Source organism: Solemya velum gill symbiont (assembly GCF_002020255.1).
Lineage (GTDB): Bacteria > Pseudomonadota > Gammaproteobacteria > Chromatiales > Chromatiaceae.
This window is the reverse complement of sequence record NZ_MPQG01000043.1, coordinates 1-1,770: the sequence shown is the minus strand read 5'-3', so window position 1 is coordinate 1,770 and position 1,770 is coordinate 1. Positions and strand designations below refer to the sequence as shown.

At 44.9% G+C, this 1,770-nt stretch carries 3 protein-coding genes; all 3 read left to right on the top strand.

Annotation, left to right across the window (positions count from 1 at the left end):
* A partial coding sequence (locus BOW06_RS12855; protein WP_218669522.1) for a hypothetical protein occupies positions 1–582 on the top strand: 582 nt, incomplete at its 5' end.
* Positions 542–1,072 carry a DDE-type integrase/transposase/recombinase gene (locus tag BOW06_RS13405; protein WP_144077466.1) on the top strand — a complete coding sequence of 177 codons (531 nt, stop codon included), beginning with the start codon at positions 542–544 and terminating at the stop codon, positions 1,070–1,072. The genes BOW06_RS12855 and BOW06_RS13405, both read left to right, overlap by 41 nt.
* 53 nt (positions 1,073–1,125) lie before the next feature.
* Positions 1,126–1,458, top strand: coding sequence for a chromo domain-containing protein (locus tag BOW06_RS13385; protein WP_078455189.1), 333 nt, complete (start codon positions 1,126–1,128; stop codon positions 1,456–1,458).
* Positions 1,459–1,770 lie beyond the last annotated feature (312 nt).

The following is a 1,770-nucleotide window of genomic DNA, read 5'->3' as shown; positions in this document are numbered from 1 at the left end:
ATTGTTGAAATCGGCAGAAGCCAGTCTCAAAAATCTTCTATAATGAAAGAGATACAGAAGTCGGTATTGATCCCATACGAAAAATACATGCGGTGTGTCGAAGAAAACCGAAAGACGGACGGTCCGATCGAATCAAGAGAACGAGACTTGTCAGAATCACCGGAAGTACACGGTTTGAGTGAACCGCAAGTCGGTAGTGGTGGCTTGTCTATGGATATGTTGTTATCCATGATTCCTAAACACTATACTTATAAAGTGAAGACTATCCTGATTCACGTACTCAATGACCCTAAACACACTCTACTGTGGAACGGTCGTGGTGAATTACTCTACGAGGGAAAAGAAATTGAAGGCTCCAACATAGTGGATCTCTTAAAAGATTCCCAAAGAGAGTACGGACACGGGAGTCCGAATGGACTGACTGAGTTCTACCGAGGCCTGAAAGAAATCAACATACCGAGAAGTCTAATCGGGAACGCCCAGAGACTGAACACCTATTTAGACGGTCACATGGGCCTACCTCCGGGTATTCCCCAACGAGATGGCGGACTGGAAAAACTATTTGAATTCGATTTACTTTGATCCTGGCCACCCTGCTAGTTTCAGTGGTCCAGACAAACTTTACCACACAGTAAAGACCGAAGGCAGATATCATATAGGGAAAGATCGTGTAAGAAAATGGTTACAGGATCAGGAGACGTACTCTTTAACCCGAGGTGCTAGAAGACGTTTTCCCAGGTCAAGGGTGATCGTGGAAGGACTCGACAGTCAGTGGGACTCTGACATCTTTTCACGTAAACTCTGGTGTAGACCCGTCAAAAACAAGACCGGTGTGGAAGTCGCTAAGGCTTTGAGAAGTATTTTCGAAGAAGGTAGACAACCCAAATACACGTTACGTTCGGACAAGGGGAGAGAATTCGTTAATAACGAGGTGGGAAAGTTGTTGAGGGAGAGGGGCATTCACCACATTGTCTCTCATAACGAGACCAAGGCTAATTATGCCGAGCGGATACACCGAACTCTATCAAAAAGAAAAACGAGAGCGAATCTCGGTTCCGTCAGTATCTCATAAGAAAACCCAAACCTTCCCACAATTTGAAGTTCAAGTTCAGTGTTGGAGAGACGGTGCGTATTTCACACGTGAGAGGCATCTTCGATCGCGAGTACTCTCAGAAATGGACTGGAGAAATATTTAAAGTCGAAAAAAGATACCGCAGAGGAGGCATTTCCGTGTACAAATTAGAAGACTGGAACGGCGAAAGTGTAGTGGGTACGTTCTACGAAGCCGAACTACAATCGGTACGTGTGGACGAAAACACGGCCTATAAAATAGAAAAAATATTGAAAAGGAAGGGACGCGGTGATCGGAAACAAGTCTTGGTTCGTTGGCTTCACTGGCCCCAAAAGTACGATTCGTGGATCCCTGAATCGGAGGTTCAAAACTATCAGAACTTATAAGAGGGAGTCAACTCGATCCAGAATTGGAGAAAACATTCTCTGGATGTAGAAAAAACATGCGGTACCACTTGAACGTCGTTAAATGGATAGCCGTCGGCCTCTTTCTCATTACCATAGTGACACCCATTTCTATAGGACTGTCCATGTGTCGTATAAAAGAGCCGTTGGATTGCGAAATGAAAATCGAAGACACAGTGAATCTCAATCAGACACTCTGTACATACGTCAAACAGTACCACTTACGAGAGGGGACTTACGTCACCGTGTGTAATCACCATGGTGAAATAAGCATGGACGTCAGGCGATTCGTCA